This is a genomic window from Anoxybacillus flavithermus (assembly GCF_002742685.1).
Classification (GTDB): Bacteria; Bacillota; Bacilli; order Bacillales; family Anoxybacillaceae; genus Anoxybacillus; species Anoxybacillus flavithermus_E.
On sequence record NZ_PEDM01000010.1, the window covers coordinates 14,862 to 34,463 of the forward strand.

The 19,602-nt window shown below is 41.3% G+C and carries 16 protein-coding genes and 1 pseudogene; 5 read left to right on the forward strand and 12 right to left on the reverse strand.

Features of this window, described 5'->3' with window-relative positions:
• Nucleotides 1–23: 23 nt before the first annotated feature.
• The 7 genes from CS060_RS06510 to CS060_RS06540 all read right to left on the reverse strand — a co-directional run bounded on the left by CS060_RS06510 (nt 24) and on the right by CS060_RS06540 (nt 8,131).
• Nucleotides 24–2,093, reverse strand: a complete 2,070-nt coding sequence (locus tag CS060_RS06510; RefSeq protein ID WP_035046980.1) for a heavy metal translocating P-type ATPase — start codon at nt 2,091–2,093, stop codon at nt 24–26.
• A 12-nt stretch (nt 2,094–2,105) separates the two neighbouring features.
• Nucleotides 2,106–2,411, reverse strand: coding sequence for an ArsR/SmtB family transcription factor (locus CS060_RS06515; RefSeq protein ID WP_035046978.1), 306 nt, complete (start codon nt 2,409–2,411; stop codon nt 2,106–2,108).
• A gap of 88 nt (nt 2,412–2,499) precedes the next feature.
• Nucleotides 2,500–3,219 (reverse strand): exonuclease domain-containing protein, encoded by a 720-nt coding sequence (locus CS060_RS06520; RefSeq protein ID WP_099668807.1) that lies wholly within the window; start codon nt 3,217–3,219, stop codon nt 2,500–2,502.
• Between the two features lie 3 nt (nt 3,220–3,222).
• Complete coding sequence (locus CS060_RS06525) at nt 3,223–4,251, reverse strand: DUF294 nucleotidyltransferase-like domain-containing protein (protein ID WP_099668797.1); 1,029 nt, start codon at nt 4,249–4,251, stop codon at nt 3,223–3,225.
• A 13-nt stretch (nt 4,252–4,264) separates the two neighbouring features.
• On the reverse strand, nt 4,265–5,578 hold the full coding sequence (locus tag CS060_RS06530) for an ammonium transporter (RefSeq protein WP_035046976.1): 1,314 nt from the start codon (nt 5,576–5,578) through the stop codon (nt 4,265–4,267).
• A 156-nt stretch (nt 5,579–5,734) separates the two neighbouring features.
• Entirely contained in the window at nt 5,735–7,123 is a 1,389-nt protein-coding gene (locus CS060_RS06535) for a hypothetical protein (protein WP_035046974.1), read from the reverse strand.
• A gap of 66 nt (nt 7,124–7,189) precedes the next feature.
• A complete protein-coding gene (locus CS060_RS06540) occupies nt 7,190–8,131 on the reverse strand; it encodes an endonuclease I family protein (RefSeq protein ID WP_231563535.1) in 942 nt (313 codons plus the stop codon).
• A gap of 316 nt (nt 8,132–8,447) precedes the next feature.
• Between CS060_RS06540 and CS060_RS06545 the strand changes: the two genes are divergently transcribed.
• Nucleotides 8,448–9,374, forward strand: a complete 927-nt coding sequence (locus CS060_RS06545) for an MBL fold metallo-hydrolase (protein WP_035046970.1) — start codon at nt 8,448–8,450, stop codon at nt 9,372–9,374.
• A gap of 30 nt (nt 9,375–9,404) precedes the next feature.
• Here the strand turns inward: CS060_RS06545 and CS060_RS06550 are convergent, their stop codons facing one another.
• Together CS060_RS06550 and CS060_RS06555 are read right to left on the reverse strand one after the other, a co-directional pair.
• Nucleotides 9,405–11,171 (reverse strand): ABC transporter ATP-binding protein, encoded by a 1,767-nt coding sequence (locus tag CS060_RS06550; protein WP_035046968.1) that lies wholly within the window; start codon nt 11,169–11,171, stop codon nt 9,405–9,407.
• Complete coding sequence (locus CS060_RS06555) at nt 11,168–12,922, reverse strand: ABC transporter transmembrane domain-containing protein (protein WP_099668798.1); 1,755 nt, start codon at nt 12,920–12,922, stop codon at nt 11,168–11,170. The genes CS060_RS06550 and CS060_RS06555 overlap by 4 nt, the downstream gene beginning before the upstream one ends.
• Before the next feature lie 167 nt (nt 12,923–13,089).
• Between CS060_RS06555 and CS060_RS06560 the strand changes: the two genes are divergently transcribed.
• On the forward strand, nt 13,090–14,310 hold the full coding sequence (locus CS060_RS06560) for an NAD(P)/FAD-dependent oxidoreductase (protein WP_035046966.1): 1,221 nt from the start codon (nt 13,090–13,092) through the stop codon (nt 14,308–14,310).
• 9 nt (nt 14,311–14,319) lie between these two features.
• Here the strand turns inward: CS060_RS06560 and CS060_RS06565 are convergent, their stop codons facing one another.
• From CS060_RS06565 to CS060_RS06575, 3 genes and pseudogenes are all read right to left on the reverse strand, one after another.
• On the reverse strand, nt 14,320–15,630 hold the full coding sequence (locus CS060_RS06565) for a glycosyltransferase family 4 protein (protein ID WP_035046964.1): 1,311 nt from the start codon (nt 15,628–15,630) through the stop codon (nt 14,320–14,322).
• Nucleotides 15,627–16,718 (reverse strand): annotated as a pseudogene (locus tag CS060_RS06570) (CotS family spore coat protein). Before CS060_RS06570 ends, CS060_RS06565 begins: the two are co-directional and overlap by 4 nt.
• Before the next feature lie 103 nt (nt 16,719–16,821).
• Complete coding sequence (locus CS060_RS06575) at nt 16,822–17,316, reverse strand: glutathione peroxidase (RefSeq protein ID WP_035046960.1); 495 nt, start codon at nt 17,314–17,316, stop codon at nt 16,822–16,824.
• Between the two features lie 129 nt (nt 17,317–17,445).
• Between CS060_RS06575 and CS060_RS06580 the strand changes: the two genes are divergently transcribed.
• From CS060_RS06580 to CS060_RS06590, 3 genes are all read left to right on the forward strand, one after another.
• Nucleotides 17,446–18,303 carry a carbon-nitrogen hydrolase family protein gene (locus CS060_RS06580; RefSeq protein ID WP_035046959.1) on the forward strand — a complete coding sequence of 286 codons (858 nt, stop codon included), beginning with the start codon at nt 17,446–17,448 and terminating at the stop codon, nt 18,301–18,303.
• An 11-nt stretch (nt 18,304–18,314) separates the two neighbouring features.
• Entirely contained in the window at nt 18,315–18,977 is a 663-nt protein-coding gene (locus tag CS060_RS06585; RefSeq protein WP_035046958.1) for a GNAT family N-acetyltransferase, read from the forward strand.
• Between the two features lie 61 nt (nt 18,978–19,038).
• On the forward strand, nt 19,039–19,575 hold the full coding sequence (locus CS060_RS06590) for a hypothetical protein (protein WP_035046957.1): 537 nt from the start codon (nt 19,039–19,041) through the stop codon (nt 19,573–19,575).
• Nucleotides 19,576–19,602: the final 27 nt, after the last annotated feature.

Genomic DNA, 19,602 nt, shown 5'->3' on the forward strand with positions numbered 1-19,602 from the left:
TTTTTTTTGAAAAGCGCACAACTTTACATCGTGCGCTTTTCCCATAAAATAAATAAGCTAAGTATGCTAACGAAAATCGTTGCCCCCATATCCGATAAAATGGCGATCCATAATGTTAACCAACCTGGAATGGTTAATAGTAGCGCCGTTGCCTTTAACGAAAGGGCAATTGCGATATTTAAACGAATGGTGCGATTTACACGCCGGGCAATAACAATCGCCTCTGGCAATTTCTCGAGATGATCTTGCATAAGCACGACATCAGCAGTTTCAATGGCGCTATCTGTTCCTTTCCCCATCGCGATCCCAACGTGAGCATGAGCAAGGGCAGGGGCGTCATTCATTCCATCTCCTACCATTGCCACTATATCTGTTTTCATTAACTCCTTTATTTTTTCTACTTTTTGTTCTGGAAGAAGTTTTGCGAATGTATGTGTCACTCCAACTTGTTTAGCAACTTGTTTAGCTGTTTTTTCGTGATCTCCTGTTAACATGACCGTGCGCCGAATACCAATACGGTGTAGTTGCTGAATGATCTTTTTACTCTCTTCACGTATTTCATCAGCGATACCAAATAAACCAAGTATACGTTGTTCATCTGCGACAAAAACAATCGTACGCCCTTCACATTTTAACTTTTCTGCATCTTGTTGAATTTGTTCGGTAAACAATTGGTGATCAAACATTCTTTCGTTTCCGATACGATACCATATCCCATCGACTTTTCCTTCCATACCGCTTCCTGTTCGTGTTTCGACTTGTTCTGGTTGTTTGTATGCAATATGATGTTGCTTTGCTTTTTGGACAATGGCTTGTGCAAGCGGATGGGAAGATACACTTTCTAAAGACGCAGCAATATAAAGCAGTTCATTTTCATCGCTATATGCAATCACATTTGTTACGTGCGGCTTTCCTTTTGTTATCGTTCCTGTTTTATCAAAAGCAATCGTCCGTATGCGTCCAAGTGTTTCTAAATGAACGCCTCCTTTCACTAACACGCCGTTCTTCGCGTTCCGCGTCATACCCGCTAGCAAAGCAATCGGGGAAGATAAAATAAGGGCGCAAGGACATCCGACAATTAATACAGCTAACCCTTGATATAACGAATCATGCCAAGACGCTTCAAACCATAACGGTGGAACGAGCATGACGAATAGCGAAACAATCATAATGAACGGCGTGTAATATTTCGCAAAACGATGAATGAACAATTCAAGCGGTGTTTTTGTCTCTTGTGCTTCTTGTACGAGATGTAAAATTTTTGACAAAGAACTGTCTTTATATTGTTTTGTAATTTGAACATGTAACATTCCCTCGTTGTTCACACTTCCACCGTATACGTTCATTCCTACTTCTTTTTCGATCGGCATCGCTTCGCCTGTAATCGCTGCTTCATTCACAGAGCTTTTCCCCTCAATAACGACACCGTCTGATGGAATTTTTTCACCAGGGCGAACAACTACCACATCGCCAACTTGTAGCGAATCAATGGAAACGACACGCATGTTTCCGTTCGATATAAGAAGTGCTTCTTTTGGCGCTTGTTTCAGCAGCATATCAAGCGAGCGACGCGCTCGTTCCATCCCTAGTCCTTCTAAATATTCGTTAATACCAAATAAAATGGCAACGACAGCCGCTTCTTTCCATTCACCAATTCCAAATGCGCCGATTAAAGCAATCGTCATTAACGTATCCATATTGAAACGAAAACGAATGATATTTTTCAATCCTTTAACAAATGTTTTATATCCGCTGAGCGCGATCGTAGCCATATAAATAATGATAATGATGCTCGCACCATCTATGTCCAAATGCTCAAGCACAAGCGCCATCAAAAAAAGAACAAGAGAGGCACCTACGAAATAGAGGAGCGGATTTCGTTTTTTTTGCGCCTGATCATCGTCTGCTATATATGCTCCATCTGTCGCTAAAATCGCCCGTACTTTTTCTAAATCAATGTGTTCATGCACGCGTAATTTTCCACTATTATAGTTCAACGTTGCCCCTTCGCCATATGGAAGTGACTGAATTTGTTCTTCTAATGCCCGCGCACAATTGGCACATGTCAATCCTTTGATTTCATACTCTTTCATTTGATTCCCCCCCTAATGATCGCGCGCATGGCGAATCGTTTGTTCAAGAATGTGCAAAACATGTTCGTCATCATGCGAATAATATAGTGTCGTTCCTTCCCTCCGATATTTAACGAGACGTAAGTTTTTCAAAAATCGAAGTTGATGGGATACAGTCGATTGTAAAAGTGACAACCGATTCGCAATTTCAGTTACTGAAAACTCGCCAGATGAAAGCAAATGTAAAATACGAATACGCGTCGGATCACTTAACGCTTTAAACGTTTGCGATACGATGAAAAGCGTTTCCTCATCTAACGGCTCATATAATTCTTCCATATAGATCCCCTTTCTTTCAATATATGAATATATGCTCATATAAGTTAATGGAATTGTATAATTTTTCGTAAAAAAAGTCAACATTCATTTACGAACGTTGACTAAGTAACGCATATAAGTCGTGCAACGTATCAATTTGTAACTGTTGCAACTCTATAAACACTCGCTTCCACATTTCAAATAAACTCATGACATCTCCTTTTGCTGTATGACGATCAATCGGAGTTAGATGATAAAATGAAAGAGCATCATCAAGCGTCGGAAATGAGTCGTGATATATACATTCCATAATTTTTCTCATTTCTATTGTTGTTTGTTGTAAAACTGTACGATAATTTCGTGATAAAAATTCATTTAAAAACGCCACATCATGCTGAATATGATAACCGAGTAAAATGCCATGGTTCAAAAAAGAAAGAATATGGTGAATTTCCTCCTCTAATAACGGGGCGCATGCAACATCGTCGTTTGTTATCCCTGTAAGCACCTCAACATGTTCGGGAATGCGGCGTTTTGGTCGGAAGTTGGAACAATATAAATCAAGCGGTTCACCGTTTTTTGTTTTTAAGGCTGCAAGTGAAAAAATTTCATCTCCCCTTTGTGGAGAAAAACCTGTTGTCTCTGTATCTAATAAAATAAACGTCACGTCAGAAAGCGGCGTTTCGAGCGAATACGTATGCTTCTTTACTTCTTTCATTATTTTTCGAATCCACGCCTCTTGTTGAAAAGCTGGACCGACCGCTGTTGCTTGATCGTATCGAAGACCAAGCGATAGTATGCGACTGATCCATTGAAACGGTCGCTCCATCAATCACACCCACTTCCTTGCATCACGTTGTACTCGTTTGGCTACTGCTAGCGCTCTTTTTAGTCGCTTTTTTTCTTCTTTCGATAAATGATGGATGACTAAATTAGTTCCTTCTAACGAACAACGTAAACGGAAATATAAAAACGTCTCAAGTGCCTCTTTTATGCGTTCAAATTGCTGTTGTGTACAACCATTTTCATCATACCAACACGTTAATCGCTCAAATGTTGAATGCGCATCAATAAATTGTTTTTGAACAGCAACCCATTTTAACATATGATTGAGCTGAACATATCCCCCTTGCTTTATATCAACCATGCCGCTTTTCTCCCCCCAACGTTCGACGTACACCCGTCCAAAAGGTCCAATCGGCACAAAAGGAATACGAACGCTATCAATCATTCGACTACGTAAAGAAAAAGTCGCCGCAATCTTTTTATATAATGTCGTTTTCAGCTGATTAGCAAGTGCATACTCACCGTAAATTGGCCGCATATCAGCTAACATAGATAAATAACGAATATCATCTATATGTTCGTTTGCTACATATTTATCAATTTGTTCATTCCAATCATCTGCCTCTTTTAGCCATCTTTTATTTGTTGCCATCACATACCCACTACAATATGGATACCCTATTTCATTTAAAAAAAGAACGCCAATGCGCGCATACTCACGCATATATACGTAGCATTCTTCTTTTTCATTACAAAAGCATGAAAAAATTACTCCGTTATCTTGATCTGTCCAAATGGTCGGCTCCTTCCGTCCGCTGCTCCCCATCACAAACCAACAGAAAGACGAGGGCTTTTTGCCAATTCCTTTTCGATCAACCTCCCGTTCAGCTAACGACAGCGCCTGTTTCATAAATGCATCGTGGCACATACAAAGCATATCGTATACTTCAAATATACAGGCAAAAGAAATTGAAAAAGAGGAGAGGAGAAAAGCAACTTCATCGTGAAGTTGCTTCAATTCTGACATATTATTGCATTGTTCCGCTCGAACGATGATTGCTTCAAAATTATTCATGACATCACCATCTTCATGACGAACGAGATGAAACGACTGTTGTCGTTTGTTTATAAGCTGGATCTAATTGTTCTGGATACCCATATGAACCATGCTCACTAATATCAAGTCCAGAAATTTCTTGTTCAGGTGTCACTCGTAAGCCGATCGTCTTTTTTAAAGTATATAAAACAATAAATGAGACAATCGCCACGTACAACGCTGCCCCTAAAACACCGACCGTTTGAACGATAAGCTGATCAGTTCCTCCACCATAAAACAATCCCGGTTTTCCAATTCCTGTGATCTCTACTAAACGTGGTGAAGCGAAAAAACCGGTTGAAATCGTACCAACAATGCCGGCGATACCATGAACTGAAAACGCGTAAATCGGATCGTCAATGCCTTTTCGCTCAAAATATACAGACGTCCAAAATGTAAACGATCCCGCAACAGCACCAATGACTGCAGCTGCCCATGGCTCAACAAATGCACATGCTGCTGTAATCGCAACGAGAGCTGCTAATACACCGTTGACCATGGCTGGAATATCCGCTTTTCCAACGAGCCATTTTGCCGTCAAAATGGAAGCAATCGCGCCAGCTGCTGCCGCAATATTTGTCGTTAACGCTACATAACCGAAAAATCCATCTGCAGTTCCCATTGTGCTTCCCGCATTAAATCCAAACCAACCAACCCATAAGACGAAGCCACCGATAACGGTATATACTTGGTTATGCCCTGGGATGTAGTTCGGCGTCCCATCTTTGTTGAATTTTCCAATTCGAGGTCCTAATAACAGCGTTGCGACTAATGCGGCAATGGCTCCTTGTAAATGAACAACTGTTGAACCCGCAAAGTCTTGCATTCCCATTTCTCCGAGCCAGCCACCTCCCCATACCCAATGACCGATCACAGGGTAAATAGCGACGGTAAAAATCGTCCCGAAAATAAAGTAAACAGATAATTTCGCTCGTTCAGCGAATCCTCCCCACGCAATCGCTAAAGATACACCAACAAAAGCAAGCTGGAATAAAAATTTTAACTCAAGCGGTACATTCGCCCATGAAAGCGAGGCAAACGTTTCTGTTCCTTCCTTCAAAAACCATCCTTCTGTACCAATGAATCCATTTCCTTTTCCAAATGTAATGGCGAAACCTGCTGCCCAAAATGCAAGTGAGGCAATCGCAAAACTTAATATTTGTTTTCCAGCAACATGACCAGCATTTTTCATTCGTGTCGAACCCGCTTCTAACAAAGCAAATCCGACTTGCATTCCAATGACTAAAATGGCACCTAACATGACCCAAAGTGAATCAAGCGCCAAACTCAACTGTACTTCATTCATTCTCATCTCTCCTTTATGTCATTTTTTATAACATTTATGGTTATAATATATTACACAAAGAGATAGAAATGCAACATTTTTTTGAAAATTTTTTATTTATACGTTACTTTTTATAACATAGAAAAAAGAGTGCCTCGTTGGAGACACTCTTTATAACTAAATAAGAAACATCGCAACCACTGTCGTTACAGTTAACCCGACAATAACCGGCACAACATTTCGTCTCGCTAAATCAAATGGACTGACACCACAAATGGCAGCTGCTGGAATGAGCGCCCAAGGTACTAACGTTCCTCCACCAACCCAAATGGCTGCAATTTGACCAAGTGCTGTTAATGTAGCAATTCCTGTTCCGATTGCCGTTGCAAACAATTTGGCAATAGAACCAACAAGAGAAATGCCTGAAAACCCTGATCCATCCAATCCGGTAATTGCTCCTACTCCTGTTAACGTAATCGCTCCTACCTCTTTGCTTAATGGAACGACACTCGATAAAGCAACACCTAAGTCATTCACAATGCCATGGGACGGTTTCGGTAAAAAGTCACCGATAATCGTTTGAAATCCTGAATCTCCTAAATAAAAGAATGCAGCGATTGGAATGACCGGACCGAACACTTTGAAACCAAATTGGAATCCTTGAATGAATAAGTCTGTGATTTTTTCTAAACTTTTCTTTTTATATGCAATAACGGATAAGAGAGATAAAATAAAAATGGCTGTTCCACCAATTAATGCGGTTGCATCTCCGCCTTGCAATTGAAAATAGTACATTGCTACAACGTCTAATCCAAATAAAATCGGAATAAGAAACGCAAATGTCACTTTCATCCGTTTCGTTAATAAATGATACTGTACTTCATTTGCCTCAATCGAAACTACTTCACTTTGTGGGATATTGCCTTTTTTCATATCACGACGCAACAAGAAAAATGCGGTTGTAACGGTTACAATCCCCATAACAAAGACGAGCGGAATGCTTGCTGAAATAACTTCAGATACAGGAATACCTGCAGCATCTGCTGTTAATTTCGGTGCCCCTTGAATAATAAAATCACCTGATAGTGCAATGCCGTGCCCGAATAAGTTCATCGCCATCGCTACCCCTAATGCTGGCAAACCAACACGAACAGCGACGGGCAACAACACCGCTCCAAGTAATGCTACTGCGGGAGATGGCCAGAAAAACCATGAGATCACCATCATTAATATCCCAATCGTCCAATAAGCTAGCGTTGGGGTTCGAATGAATTTCGCAAACGGTGCAATCATCACTTCATTCATTCCTGCAATTGTAAGAAGCTTACTCATTGATACGATAATAGATATGACAAGAATGGTCGGAAGAAGTTCGGTGATTGCGTAAATGAAACTTTTAAAAATCGTGCTGATAGAAAGCGGCAAAGAGCCTGTCGCTGTCATCGCTAACAAAAAGATGCCAATCATACAAGCTAGCGATGTATCTTTACGCCAAATCATTAACGCGATAATGATACAAATAAACGAGACGTAAATCCAATGTAACGCTGTTAACTCCACACCCATCGTTCTCTTCCCCTTTTCATAAACTGTAATACAGCATATGAAAAAGAGGGGGATGTGTGCGAACGCCTAACGATTTTTATGTCCAATTAAAAAATGAAGCTGCTCAACAAGATGTGGTTTATCGATGAACGGATTACGGTTTCCTTGAATGCGGAAAATGGCCGCGTTGCGATGTTTTTCATACATTGTAATCGGAAACTGTTTATGCCATTGAATGAGTAGTGAAATATTAATTTGAGCAATAAACGGCTGTTTGATTGCTTGCGGATAACGAACAAGGAAATACAACATTGCTCGCGCCACCGCTCCTTTTCCGTGTTCAGGTTCAAAATATTCTCCGTATGCTACTCCACAGTCATTTTGAATCATTTCATCAGGAGACTCTGGTTCATAAAACGGAAAATCGGCATAAGGAAAATTGGAACGAATCGAATTACAACGTGGTTCGCAAACGAATAAATGATGCAAATCCCCTTTCATTGGTTCCTTCGCCCCAAACCAAGATTGTGGCACAACATGCTCCGCATTAAATTTGAATTGTCGATCGACCATTTTTATCTTTTGTTCAAGATCGAGTTCACCTTTTTTCGCTTTTTTCACAAGTTGAATGAATTGTTCATATCGCTTTTGAATCGTCTCATAGTCTTGTAAAATAACTGTGCGCGGATCTTTCTTTTTTCCTGAATAAATGCTTTTTACTGTTCCATCCGGCTGCAAATCAACCCATGTGTACAAATAGTAATCTTTGCTTAAAAAATATGGGATGCGTCGAATGTGTGTCCGCTTTATTAAATCATGATACGCTTGAAATAAAAACGCTCCGTCCATTTGATCATTCATATGTTCATAATATCGTTCAATAATGCGCGCCTCTTCTTTTTCGTTATAATATAAAGCGTTTTGTTGTTGAATTTTTTGTTGGTTTTCAATTAATTCTTGCAAAATCTCTTCTTGTTTTTCTTCCCAATGCTTCAACTGCTCCGCATGTTGAAGTACAACATCTTCCACCTTTCTTCTCTCCAATCATTTTTACTATAATGTATTCGTATATTGTCCATCATGACGCGGCTCTTTTGTTTCATACACCTATTATAGTCAATATGTACACAATAAAAATAGAACGGAGCATAGCCACTCCTGATTCTATTTATTAACAATATATCTCTTAATAAAGATAGATGTTTTTTCCTTTCATTTTTAACGATAAGCCTTTCTTTTGATAAAATAGATAGTGACTATACACATATTTTTTATTAATACGAACAAAGAAATTATATAACAAAATGGAATATTCGAACGAAACACCCATATTGGAGGAGAAAAAATGAGAAAGCGATATGAAAATTTAGATGGCGTCCCAACAACGAAATCGTTTGCTGACTTGCGGAAATGGTATGCGGAAAGAAGACAAAAAAAGAAAGACTGGTCATATATTTTGCCTCGCGAACATATTCAACCTTCGTTGCTACATACAAATACGGAGCAAACACTACTCACATGGATAGGGCATGCGACATTCATTATTCAAATAAACGGATTGACGATTGTTACAGATCCAGTTTGGGCAAAACGATTAGGAACGATTCGCAGACTAACGGCGCCCGCTCTATCGATTGATGATGCACCTCCCGTTGACGTCATATTAATTTCTCATAGTCACTACGATCACCTACATTTTTCGAGCATTAAAAAACTGAAAGGAAACCCACTCATTCTTGTACCGAGCGGGTTACGTTCGTCCTTTCTGAAAAGAGGGTTCGAGCATGTTGTGGAATGCAATTGGTGGGACACCGTTGTCGAACAAGGTGTTTCGTTTACGTTTGTTCCTGCACAACACTGGTCAAAGCGAACACTATTTGATACAAATACATCCCATTGGGGCGGATGGGTGATGGAAGTAAAAGATAAACCGACGTTTTATTTTGCAGGAGATAGCGGATATTTCCGAGGATTTCGCGATATTGGAGAGCGTTTCCATATCGATTATGCTTTATTGCCGATTGGTGCATATGAACCAGAGTGGTTTATGGGCCCTCAACATGTGACACCAGAAGAAGCCGTTCAAGCATTTGTCGATTGCCGGGCAAAAACATTTATTCCGATGCATTACGGTACATTTCCGCTAGCTGACGATACACCAAAAGAAGCGCTAGATCGCCTTTATGCCGAATGGAAACGTCGCAATTTTCCGAACGAACAACTACGTGTGCTGAAATTAGGCGAAATCGTACATTGTGAAACCGCCACATAAAGCGTGGCGGTTTCAATGAATACATTCAATTTACATACATATGTCTTCCTTTACCCCATTTTGCAATACGTACATGCGATAATACAGTCCTCGTTTTGCAAGCAACTGTTGATGAGTGCCGCGCTCGATGATTTCTCCTTGGTGCAAGACGAGAATTTGATCTGCATCCTGAATTGTTGATAAGCGATGAGCGATAGCAATCGTTGTTCGCCCTTTTCTCATCTTTTCAAGCGCTTGTTGAATCGCTTCTTCTGTTTCTGTATCAATGTTTGCTGTCGCTTCATCAAGCACTAATATTTTCGGATTCATCGCCATCGTTCGGGCAAACGCAATGAGTTGGCGTTGTCCGCTTGAAAACGTCGTGCCCCTCTCTGTCACAGGATGATCATATCCTTTCGACAACTTTTCAATAAAAGAATGGGCTTGAACAAATTTGGCAGCTTGCTCAATATGTTCATCCGTCAAATGTTGATGATGGAGCCGAATGTTATCTCGTACCGTCCCATAAAACAAAAATGGGTCTTGAAGCACAAGGCCGATATGTTTCCGCAACTCTCTCTTTGGATACTCTTTAATAGAATGACCATCAATCAAAATATCACCGCGTTCAAACTCATAAAAACGCATGAGCAGTTGAATAATTGAACTTTTTCCGCTTCCGGTATGACCGACAAGCGCGACGGTCTCCCCAGGCCGAGCAATAAACGAAATGTTTTTTAGCACATCTCGTTTTCCATCATAACTAAACGATACGTTACGAAATTCAACCGTCCCCTTTTCAATCACGAGCGGTTTTTCAGCTTGTTTCGGTTCTTCTTCTTTTTCATCTAACAATTGAAATACACGTGAGGAAGCAACGAGCGCTTGTTGAAACATCGATAACCGCATCATCATTTGGTTAATTGGTTCAAAAAAACGCTCTAAATAATTGACAAAAGCGTATAACACTCCAATTTCAACCGGGCTTTGAAAGGAAGAAATACCGAAGTAACTTAACACAACAATGAGCGAAAACACATAAACTAAGTCTGTTGCTGGACGAAGCAATAAACTATCTAGTTTAATATTTTTCATCGCTGCCATATAATGTTTTTCATTAATGGCCCCAAATTGCTCTTTCATCCGCTTTTGTTGACGGAACGGTTGAATGATCGCCATTCCTTGAAGCGATTCATTTAACTTCGCATTCAGTTGGCTTAATCGCTCCCGCAAATCGCTATAAAACACCGAACTGTATTTCCGATACGTACGAATAATGAGATAAATAATCGGTAAAATAACTAAACAAAAAGCAGCTAATCGAACATCAAGCAAGAACATTGCAACAAACACGCCGACTAAGAAAAAAGCACTTTGAATAAAGGTGACAAGTACTTCAACAAACATTTCTTTAATGGCTTCCGTATCATTTGTCACTCGTGATACAATGCTCCCTGCTGGCGTGCGATCGAAGTAGCGCATCCCTAACGATTGTACTTTCGCAAATACATCCATGCGAAGCTGTTGAATAATTTCCAATGCAATTTCTTGAAATTTCAATAATTGAAAATAAGAAAGAAACACTTTTCCGATATGAATCATGATATACGCTGTCGCTAGTCCGATCATTGCTTGAAGCGGAAATGTCATCTGCGCTAAATAATCGTCAATAAAAATTTTTACAATGATCGGACCGAGCACGTCTCCTGCGGTCGTTAATGCTAAAAGAAAAAAAGCAAGCAACAACGACTTTCGATGCGGAATCGCATAACGCATCAACCGCATAAACACTTGTCGCTGATTTATATTCGACTTCATTGTATACCCCCACGTTCCACAGATTGTTCAAGCTGTTGGCGGATGTACATCTCCCGATACCATCCGTCTTGTGCAACAAGCTCGTCATGCGTGCCGCGTTGAATAATTTTTCCATCTTCAAGCACTAAAATGAGATGCGCATGTTGAATGGCGCTTAACCGATGCGTTGCAATCATCGTCGTCTTTCCCGCACGATTTTCTTTCAATGAATGCAAAATACGCTCTTCTGTTTGTGCATCGACTGCCGATAAGGAGTCGTCTAAAATGAGTACTTCTGGATCAAGCAACAATGCACGCGCGATCGACAAGCGTTGCTTTTGCCCCCCAGATAAAGACACTCCTCTTTCGCCAACGACCGTTTCGTATCCTTCTGGAAACTGTATAATATCATCATGCACTTGAGCCAGTTTAGCGACGCGCTCCACTTCTTCTTGACTTGCATCTGGACGAGCGAACGCAATATTATCTCGAATGGAGGTAGAAAAAAGAAAATGGTCTTGTGGTACATAACCAATCGCTTCGCGCAATCGTTCTAACCGATATTGTGTAATCGAATGTCCACCAAAATAAACGTCTCCATCCATTCCAATAAACTCGCGCAATAACACTTTTAAAAGCGTCGTTTTTCCGGATCCTGTTTTTCCAACAATTCCTAACGTTTCCCCTTTTTTTAATGTAAACTGAATGTGCTGTAATGTTGGCTTCGTTTCATTCGGATATGTAAAGGAACGAATATCGTATGTGATGTCACCGGTTGGCACTTCATCAATCAATCCATCATCTTCTTGTATATCCGGCTTTTCACGTAACAATGATGACACACGGTCATACGAAGCACGACCGCGCTCTACAATGTTAAATAACCAACCGAACGCCAACATTGGCCAAATGAGCAATCCCAAATACATCGTAAAAGAAACGAGCTGTCCAATCGTTAACTCCCCTTGAACGACAAAACGCGCTCCAAAAGCGATCGCTAAAAAAAACGAAACACCAACAATAAGTGAAATTGTTGGATCAAACAACGAGTCAATTCGGGCAACTGCCATATTTTTTCGAACGACATCATCTACCTGTACTCGAAACGATTCAATTTCTTCTTTTTCTTGTCCAAACGTTTTTATTACTTTGATTCCAGCAATGCTTTCCTGTACTTTATCGTTTAAAGAAGAAAATGCCTCTTGTGCGTAATGGAACCGTTGGTGCAGCAAGGAACCATAGTAACTTGTTAAATACGCCATAAGTGGCATTGGCAATAAACAAATAAGCGTTAGTTTCCAACTAATTGTAAATGCCATTGTTGCAATGACAAATCCCCCGATACACAATGAATCAACAAGCGTCAAGACACCAACACCCGCTGTTTGCTGGATCGCTTGTAAATCATTTGTCGCATGTGCCATTAAATCGCCGATGCGGCGACTTTGATAAAATGACGGTGACATCATCGTAAAGTGCTCATATAGCCGATCGCGCAACAAGCGTGCAAGCTTTGCTGCTGAGCCAAAAATCATCGTCCGCCAAACGTAACGACAAACATACATACAAAGCGCAACACCTGCAAGCAAACTTAACCACATAATCAGCTTTTCTTTCGTCAGTTCCCCTGCTTTTACAGCATCCACAACATGCCCAATCACTTTTGGAGGAACGAGTTCAAGCAATGAAACGATCGCAAGTAGTATGATCCCTGTCACATACGCCTTTTTCTCCTGTTTAAAAAACCACATTAAATCAAGAAATACTTTCACGTTCTCCCCTACTTTCTAACCTCCTCATCTGCACTCCGTTTCATTTTATCAAATATTCCAAAAATAAGAAAGTTTTTTGTTATGTTAGTATATAACTTGTCGCATACTTTTACATATGCAGGTCAATCTAAAAAAGACCAAAACGAACAAGAAAGGTGGTTGTAGCCATGGATTTGCAAACAGGAAAGTTATACTGGCCAACGACGGTTCCCGACGTTCCTTCGTATCCACCACTAGACGAAGATATCCAATGTGACGTATTAATTGTCGGTGCGGGAGGTTCAGGAGCGTTATGTGCTTATTATTTGAGTGAAACGGATTTAGACGTTGTTGTCATCGACAAACGAAAAGCAGGATACGGAAGTACAATGACAAACACAGCACTTATTCAATGTCTTGGAGATAAAATGTTTTTTGAACTTGTGAACAGTTTTGGCGAAGCGTATGCCGCTCGTCATTTGACACTTTGTCAACAGGCGGTCGATGAGCTAGAGCAAATCGCAAACAAATTACATATCGATGTAGAATTTCAAAGAAGAGATAGTTTGTATTACGCAAGCGTAGCAGAAGATGTTCAAAAGCTTGAAAAAGAATATATGGCATTAAAAAAGCAAGGATATCCTGTTGTTTGGTTAGATGAACAACAAATTCGTCGCCATTATCCGTTTACAAAGCATGCCGCTTTATATACAACGGGGGATGGAGAATTAAACCCATATAAACTGACAATTGGTTTATTAGAATATGCAAAACAACGTGGGGTACGTATTTTCGAAGAAACAGAAATGAACGGAAAAAAACTTGAACAACATATGGCAACATGTTATACGAAAAACGGATATACCATTCAAGCACGAAAAGTCATTTTCGCCGCAGGCTACGAAACGTTAGAAGTGAAGCAAGAAAAAAAGGCGTTGCTCGTTAGTTCATATGCCGTCGTTACCAATCGTGTTGAAGATTTTTCAAGTTGGTATAAGCGAACGCTCATTTGGGAAACGGCGCGCCCGTATGTATATATGCGCACAACGGCGGATGATCGCATTATTATCGGCGGACTAGATGAAAATACCGCTTATGCGGATGACCGTGACGCCAAACTGATGCATAAAAAAGAACGACTGATCGAAGAATTTCATCGACTGTTCCCCGATATTCACGTCGTTCCAGAATTTTATTTAGCTGCCTTTTACGGCGGGACGCACGATGGCCTTCCGATGATTGGAGTGTACGATTCCTTTCCAAACTGTTATTTCGTCTATGCTTACGGAGATAACGGAACTGTGTATAGTACAGTCCTTGCTCAAATTTTACGCGACGTCATCATTGAAAAACAAAATGACGACTTCTATTTATATATGCAAACGAGACCGAAACTCCCACAAACGTAAGTGGGAGTTTTATGTCGTAATCGCCCATATAAATGACCTTTTTCTCTTTTTATTCGGTATCGCTTTTTCTGGAATGGATGGTTCAACGTGTGAAATCGGTTCAATAGATAGTTCTGTAACAGCTTGGTCGAGCGTTGCTTCAGTAGAAACAGTTACCGGTGCTACCGAAAGATCGATTTGTTCGACATGTTGCCATACATGAAGCAAATCTGATGCCACGCGCTCCCAACGATAAAGCGATGTCGCTAATTTACGCCCGTTTTCTCCCATTTTCTTCATGAGTGTACGATTAGATAGCACATATGTCATTTTTTCCACAAAGTCTTGCGGATCTTCTGGTCTTTCGACGACAACACCGTTTTCATTTGGAACGATGACTTCTGGATTCCCACCACGAGCGGTTGTCACAATCGGAAGCCCTGCCGCCATCGCTTCATAATGAACGCGAGCAAGCGGCTCTTGCCATTGCGATGTACAAACGAACAAATCAGCAGCGGCAAACCAGTTTTGAATTTCGTTTGGTGGCACGAATCCGGTCGCCACAACGGGGATTGGCAATCTTTTAGCCAATGAGCGAACGTAGGCAATATAGTCCGTTGTTCCTTCTTCGCTAAACCATTTGCTTCCGACAATGACGAGCGCTAAATCATTAAACCGTTTCGCCAGTTCTGGCAACGCTTGAATGAGTTTATCCACTCCTTTATTTGGCGACAATCGACCGGCAAATAAAATGACGGTTTTTTGATCGATGCCATGCGCTTGACGTAGCTGTTTACGAATCGACGCCATATTCGGATGATTCCCTGGTAAAAATCGTTCCGAGTCGACACCGGAGTAAATCGTTCGTAATTTTCCTTCTGCTTCTGGGTATAGTTCGCTAATGACTTGGCCGACATAGTTGCTAACGGTGACAATGGCGGATACTTGTTTCACCACTTCTTCAGCTTCTTCACGGTTAATTTTCGTAATTTGAAACATATCGTTATGCATGCTGAGCGTAATTTTGGCATGAGGAGCGACTTGACGAATAGGTAAAACAAGACGAGGCCTATTGAAAATGTGGATCAAATCAAACGGATGCGCTTGCACATACTGAACGACATGATCGCAATACGTATCAAATATACCTCCTGGGATGCGCACATAGTGAATGCCATCGATCGTTTCTTCGTTTGGTAATGTTTCATGTTGCACCCCTAGTACAGTAATGCGATGAGCGGTGCGAAGATGAGGAAGAATCCCAGCAATATACGTTTGAATCGCACCCCCAAGCACGGGAGGAACAGGTAATTTTTCTGTACAAATCATTAAAATGTTCATCGATTTCCGTTCTCCTTCCAATCGTTTTCAATTTCAGCGAGTACTGGCCATTTTGTTGCATCTGTGGCAACAATCGTCTCAATGAGTTACATCGTTTGTTCGTTTAAAAACAGCTCTGGATCATATACTACTTCTTTTAAATTTTTGTAAAATTCATTCGGAAGTGACAAATCGATCATCAACACGTCATATAATGAAGCGTCGATCGGATTTGCCTCATCATACGCTCGAATCATTTCACGCACCCAATGAACGTCCCAACGGTATAAATCAGCCATCGTACCGGAAATAAGTTTTCGTAAATCACGAATCGGCAAATCGTATGCGACGCCATCTAAATCGATAATCCACATACCATTTGCGCCCATTTGTCCGTTCGACCAGCCGTAATCTTGATGCACGAGTCCCCATTCACTATTTCCTCGTTCGACTAATTGATGATACGAAGATTGTTGAAGTCGCGCAAAACTTTCACGGGCCTGTGCTTGAAAATGATCGACAACTTCCAATAACATGGCACTTGCGGGCATCTCTTTATACGCCTTCGCTAATTGACGAAACCAATCCATTTTGTTTATCGTTTTTTCGTACGTTTTCGGCCATTTGTATAACCGTGAAGCGATTTCTGCTCCCTTTGGAGGGACATATCCTTTACTTAAACGATGAAATTCACCAAGCGCATAACAAAGCTGTTTCGCTCCTTCTAAATCTTTCGTTACAGGAAATAACGGCTCGATCCATTCAGCAACAAACCATAGTTTTCCTCCCGCCTCTACATAATCCGTTCCTTCTTTCGTTTGTACAATCGGCGGGACATTTGCGTTTTGCACATCGACTAAATATCGCTGAGCGCCAAGGCTAAACAAGCTGCGCGTTGGACGGCGATGAAGCAATTTTAAACTTTTCGGACCTTTGTTCGTCTCTAATTTCCAAATCGCTCCCCCTTTATCTGGCTTCGTCGTCACGACTTGCCTACTTTGAACAGACAAATCGTAATGGCGCAAAACGTCTTCTGCCATTTGTTCAATATAGTCCGGTACGAAAAATTCGTGCATCGTTTCATCTACAATCCATGGCTCAATGAACATATAACCCCTCCTATTTGACATAAATCCCTACTATCTCAACATATGCACTAAAAAAAATTTCGTATAGACATATCCATTACGCCCAACAAAAAACCGCCTCTTTTCATTCAGAGACGGTTTCACTAAGCAATTGTTCAATATGTTGTTCTAGTTCTAACGGCTTTGTTGTTGGTGCAAACCGCGCGACCACTTGCCCGTTTCGATCAACTAAAAACTTTGTAAAATTCCATTTCACCGCTTTCGTTCCTAACACACCTGGCGCTTGCTCCGTTAAGTAAACGAACAGTGGATGGGCGTTTGGACCGTTTACGTCCACTTTCGCAAACATCGGAAACGTTACACGATAATTCAATTGGCAAAATTGTGAAATTTCTTCTTCCGATCCCGGCTCTTGATTTCCAAACTGATTGCACGGAAAACCGAGCACAACAAAACCACGATCTTTATATTTGTCATATAGCTGTTGCAATTGTTCGTATTGCGGCGTCAATCCGCATTTACTTGCTGTATTGACGATGAGTAATACGTTTCCTTTATACTGCGCTAACGATTGTTCTTCTCCTTGAATCGTGCGTACGTGAAAATCGTAAATGATCATCTCACATTCCTCCTTTAGCGCTATTGTAACATATGGATCATTTTTTCTGCACAAACAATGCTTCAATTCAGACAAATGAAAAAATGTTCGTTATAATGGTGAAAAAAGACAAAAAAGAAGGTGTTTTCATTGAAAATGCGTGTTAGTGCGGTTCAATATCATTTACATACGATTCAATCGTTTGAACAGTTCGCAAAACAAGTGGAACATTATGTAAAAACAGCGCAAGAATTTGGGGCTGAATTTGTCCTATTCCCTGAGTTTATGACGACACAGCTCATGTCCATTGGCGATGACACGAAAGAAGCGTTAACGATTGACGAGCTTCCAACGTTTACAGAAGCATATCGCTCGCTATTTACCACGCTTGCGAAACAGACGAATATGCATATTATTGGCGGGACACATGTCATAAAAAGAGAAGATCGACTATATAATGTGGCACATTTATTTTATCCCGATGGAACGATTGCCGAACAGGCAAAGCTACATATTACCCCGACGGAAGTGAACGAATGGAATATGCATGGCGGCGACACATTGCGCGTCTTTCCAACAACGAAAGGAACCATTGCGATTTTAACATGTTATGACATTGAATTTCCTGAAATTGTGCGCATGGCGCGTGCAAAAGGAGCGGACGTCATTTTTTGTCCGTCGTGTACCGATGATCGTCACGGGTTTCATCGCGTGCGCTACACATGTCACGCCCGTGCGATTGAAAATCAAGTATACGTCGTCACAACAGGGACAGTTGGTTCATTGCCAACCGTTGATTTTATGCGCGCAAACTTCGGGCAAGCAGCGATCATTACACCGAACGATATTCCGTTCCCGCCACGCGGTATTTTAGCGGAAGGAGAAATCAATGACGATATGATCATTACGGCTGATCTCGACTTACAGCTTCTTTACGACGTTCGCGAACGCGGTTCGGTAACAACTTGGCGCGATCGGCGCACGGATTTATATACAGATTGGACATAAGGGGGAGAACGATGTATAAAAAGCAACTTTACGTCTTTCATGGCGACCGTCCGATTCCTGCGACCATTCGTAATTACGGAGAGAAAGACATCGATGCGTTAATTCGCATTCAGCAAGAAAGTTTTCCACCTCCTTTCCCATCTGAACTATGGTGGAATAAAGAACAGCTTATGAACCATATCACACTTTTTCCAGAGGGGGCATTATGTGTCGAAGTGGACGGGGAAGTCGTCGGATCGATGACCGGTTTGATCGTGAACTTTCATCCAAGCGATGCCGATCATACGTGGGAAGAAATAACGGATAACGGATATATTCGCAACCATAACCGAAACGGCAATACGTTATACGTCGTCGACATCGGTGTCCGCCCATCATATCGAAAACTCGGCTTAGGAAAATGGCTAATGCAGTCGATGTACGAAGTTGTCGTCCAGCAAAAGCTTGAACGACTATTAGGTGGCAGTCGGATGCCGGGGTATCATCTGTACGCGAGTGAAATGACGGCCGAACAATATGTACATGAGGTAATCCAAGGAAAACTAAAAGACCCTGTCATTACGTTTTTACTTCGTTGCGGTCGCACGCCAGTGAAAGTCGTCGCCAATTATTTAGAAGATGCCCAATCGTGCAACTACGCCTTGCTTATGGAATGGCGCAATCCGTTTTTATAGCCGCCCGTCCACACCGTTCCTCTCTCTCGTTCATACGCTAAAGTAGAGAGGAGGAAACGAAATGAAAAAATGTTGTTGTGCACCGACGCGCCATAAACCAATGCCGCCACAACGCGATGAATGCCCATGCTGTGTCGAAGGAATGAAAGATGTACTAGCACAGCTAAACGGAAAAGAAGTCGATATTGCCACGCTCGATCAAACAGGACTAGGACAAGGGAATAATAATTTTATCGTTGGTGCGATCGTAAATGACTTGATTGTCACGGGTACGATTCCTGGTAGCGGACAAAATAAACGTTCGGCAGCGTTTCCCATTTGTAATGTCGTCGGGGTGAGAGGAGATGTGCTAAAAAATATTCCTCTTCCCGCCATTGACGAAACGTGTGATTGTTGCGAACGTTCAATTACAAGCTTTTTGCAAGGCATTCAAGGACAAACAGTAGATATCGACACGTTAGCAGGAGGGCAGTTTAACAATATAGAAGGCGTCAAGATTGATGCCGTTGGGAAAGGAACAGTGCGTCTGACAAAAACAAATGAAACATGGATCGTTAGCAGTTGTTTTATTTCGGGCATATTTGGCTTTACGCGATAAGAGAGCTTCGCTTGACGCGTCGCTCTC

Excerpts from the sequence above, each read along its gene's own strand:
- CS060_RS06510 (WP_035046980.1), bottom strand. The coding sequence starts at position 2,093 with ATGAAAGAGTATGAAATCAAAGGATTGACATGTGCCAATTGTGCGCGG.
- CS060_RS06515 (WP_035046978.1), bottom strand. The coding sequence starts at position 2,411 with ATGGAAGAATTATATGAGCCGTTAGATGAGGAAACGCTTTTCATCGTA.
- CS060_RS06520 (WP_099668807.1), bottom strand. The coding sequence starts at position 3,219 with ATGGAGCGACCGTTTCAATGGATCAGTCGCATACTATCGCTTGGTCTT.
- CS060_RS06525 (WP_099668797.1), bottom strand. The coding sequence starts at position 4,251 with ATGAATAATTTTGAAGCAATCATCGTTCGAGCGGAACAATGCAATAAT.
- CS060_RS06530 (WP_035046976.1), bottom strand. The coding sequence starts at position 5,578 with ATGAATGAAGTACAGTTGAGTTTGGCGCTTGATTCACTTTGGGTCATG.
- CS060_RS06535 (WP_035046974.1), bottom strand. The coding sequence starts at position 7,123 with ATGGGTGTGGAGTTAACAGCGTTACATTGGATTTACGTCTCGTTTATT.
- CS060_RS06545 (WP_035046970.1), top strand. The coding sequence starts at position 8,448 with ATGAGAAAGCGATATGAAAATTTAGATGGCGTCCCAACAACGAAATCG.
- CS060_RS06550 (WP_035046968.1), bottom strand. The coding sequence starts at position 11,171 with ATGAAGTCGAATATAAATCAGCGACAAGTGTTTATGCGGTTGATGCGT.
- CS060_RS06560 (WP_035046966.1), top strand. The coding sequence starts at position 13,090 with ATGGATTTGCAAACAGGAAAGTTATACTGGCCAACGACGGTTCCCGAC.
- CS060_RS06565 (WP_035046964.1), bottom strand. The coding sequence starts at position 15,630 with ATGAACATTTTAATGATTTGTACAGAAAAATTACCTGTTCCTCCCGTG.
- CS060_RS06575 (WP_035046960.1), bottom strand. The coding sequence starts at position 17,316 with ATGATCATTTACGATTTTCACGTACGCACGATTCAAGGAGAAGAACAA.
- CS060_RS06585 (WP_035046958.1), top strand. The coding sequence starts at position 18,315 with ATGTATAAAAAGCAACTTTACGTCTTTCATGGCGACCGTCCGATTCCT.
- CS060_RS06590 (WP_035046957.1), top strand. The coding sequence starts at position 19,039 with ATGAAAAAATGTTGTTGTGCACCGACGCGCCATAAACCAATGCCGCCA.